This is a genomic window from Luteibacter sp., from assembly GCF_051958795.1.
Classification (GTDB): Bacteria; Pseudomonadota; Gammaproteobacteria; order Xanthomonadales; family Rhodanobacteraceae; genus Luteibacter.
This window is the reverse complement of sequence record NZ_JBQCFT010000390.1, coordinates 1-2,239: the sequence shown is the minus strand read 5'-3', so window position 1 is coordinate 2,239 and position 2,239 is coordinate 1. Positions and strand designations below refer to the sequence as shown.

Sequence of the window (2,239 nt, the reverse complement as noted above, 5' to 3'; positions counted from 1 at the left end):
CTCTCGTGCACTGGTGGTTCGTGGCGCCGCAGCTGGCCATGGGCGATGAAATGGACGACCTGCGCGACACGCAGCGCCGTTTCGCCGCGGCCATCGCCGAGCGCCCCCAGCTCGAAAAACGCATCGCCGCGCTGGAGCAGGGCCAGACGCATAGCGACGCGTTCCTTCCGGGCGACGACGCGAACGCCGCAGCGGCAGGGCTGATGCAGCGTATCGTGGATGTCGCCGCCGCGCATCGCGAAGACGGCGCTTGCGACGTCGTGCAGAAAATGCCCGTGCCGAGCCAGGAGAAAGCCGGCGAGCCCTATCGCAAGGTCACGGTCAACATCAGCCTGCGTTGCCAGATGCAGCCGATGACCGCGGTTCTGCACGATATCGAGGAAGAAACGCCTTACCTCTTCATCGAAGATTTCAGCATCTATCGCAATCCCGTCGCCGCGCGTGCCGGTGGCAACGCTCCTATGGAAGTGCAGTTCACCGTGTCCGGTTATATCCATGCCGCGCGTCCGGCCAGGGTGTCGTCATGAACGCCGCCGGTCAGCGTCGCCTCACCCCGGTACTTGCGATCGTCGCGGTGGCGCTCGGCGCCGTCTGCGCATCGTTCCTGCTCGGTGTCGGTCGGGGCGTGCACTGGGACGACGCCGGTGTGCCCGAGCCCCTTCCGCCCGTTCGCCCGTTCGCCATGCCGCCACCGTCGCCACTGGCCCGTTTTTCCGAGGTCTGGCAACGCCCCCTGTTCATGGCCGATCGCAAACCGGTCGCCGTCACCGAGGGCGACGACGCGTCGAGCAACATCGGCGACCTCGAACTCACCGGCATCATCATGACGCCCGGCCTGCGCATGGCGCTGCTGCGCGACCGCGGCAAGGACACCACCGTGCGCGTCAAGGACGGCACCGCCCTCACCGACGGACACTGGACCCTGACATCGCTCACAGCGCGTAGCGCGGTGTTCGACAACGGGGGCGAGCATCGGGAGCTCACGTGGAAGGTCGCCGCGCCCGAAGCCCTCGCGAAGTCACCAGCCCGGCCGGGCGCACCCACGGTGCCGGGGCAAGTCCCGGCACGTCCGCCGAGGCCAGCGACGGGTGGCATGCAGATACAGCAGCCCACGGCCCAGGGCATGACGGGCCCGGCGCTCCCGCGTCCGCCCGCGGAAGCGGCGCGAAACGCGCCGCCCCGGCAAGACGACGACGCCCTGCAGCGGGCGCGCGTCGAGGCCCTCAAACAAGCCGTTCAGAGACGCCGCATGGAGCAACAGCAGCAGCGGCAACAGGCAGTGGATACGCAGTAGCGGGCGCACGACGCGCCCCCACGGAAGGAGGAGCAACACATGAAACGCACTGTGCTCGGCACGGCCGTTCTTTCGGCCCTGCTGATGATGGGCTGCGCCCCGCAGAACGTGAGGCGCGACGATGGGCGCCTGCAGCGCGAGGCGCTCGCAGGCGTGGAAAAGCCGGTGCCTGCATCCTTGCCTCCCGAACAGGGCGAGACGGGCACCACGCCTGCCGACGCGTCGGCGATGGCGCCGGGCGTGACGCGCGAGATCAGCCATGGCAGCGGCCGGTTCATCCGGCCCCATGCCGTCGCCGAACCGAAGCCACAGGCGACCGGGCCCGACGCCGTTACCCTGAACTTCGAAGACCAGCCCGTGGAGGCCGTGGTCAAGGCGATCCTCGGCGACCTGCTCGACGCCAATTATTCGGTCACACCCGGCGTGCAGGGGACGATCTCGTTTTCCACGGCGAAGCCCGTGTCGCGCGACGAGGCGCTTCCGATCCTCGAAACCCTGCTTTCATGGACCGGTAACGCGCTTGTCCACGAGCACGGCCGATACAGCATCCTGCCGACGAGCCAGGCGGTCGCCGGTCGACTGGTGCCCGGCGTCAAGGCGGCGAAGCCGGCGCCGGGCATGAGCGCCCGTCTCTTTCCGCTCCGCCACGTTGCCGCGCCGGCGATGGCGAAACTGCTGGCGCCGTTCGTGTCGAACGACGCGATTCTGCTCACGGATCCCGCTCGCAATGTCCTTGTGATCGCGGGCACCCGTGATGAGCTGGCCAATTACGGCGAGACCATCGACACGTTCGATGTCGACTGGGTCGCGGGCATGTCCGTCGGCGTCTTCAGCCTGCGCAACGCGTCGGTCGCCGAAGTCCTGCCGGCACTCGAGTCGGTCTTCGGTGAGAGTAGCGGCACCCCGATCGCCGGCCTGCTGCGCTTCATTCCCATCGAGCGCACG

General features: G+C 68.4%; 3 protein-coding genes. All 3 read left to right on the top strand.

Annotated elements, in window-relative coordinates; all coding sequences use genetic code 11:
• On the top strand, positions 1 to 527 hold a 527-nt coding region (gspM, locus tag ACTHLF_RS20505; RefSeq protein ID WP_440329970.1), incomplete at its 5' end, for a type II secretion system protein GspM.
• The gene (locus ACTHLF_RS20500) at positions 524 to 1,294 is read left to right on the top strand and encodes a hypothetical protein (RefSeq protein WP_440329969.1); all 771 of its coding nucleotides are present in this window, start codon (positions 524 to 526) and stop codon (positions 1,292 to 1,294) included. The genes gspM and ACTHLF_RS20500, both read left to right, overlap by 4 nt.
• Positions 1,295 to 1,333: 39 nt before the next feature.
• Positions 1,334 to 2,239 (top strand): secretin N-terminal domain-containing protein (locus tag ACTHLF_RS20495; protein ID WP_440329967.1); only part of this gene is annotated, 906 nt, incomplete at its 3' end.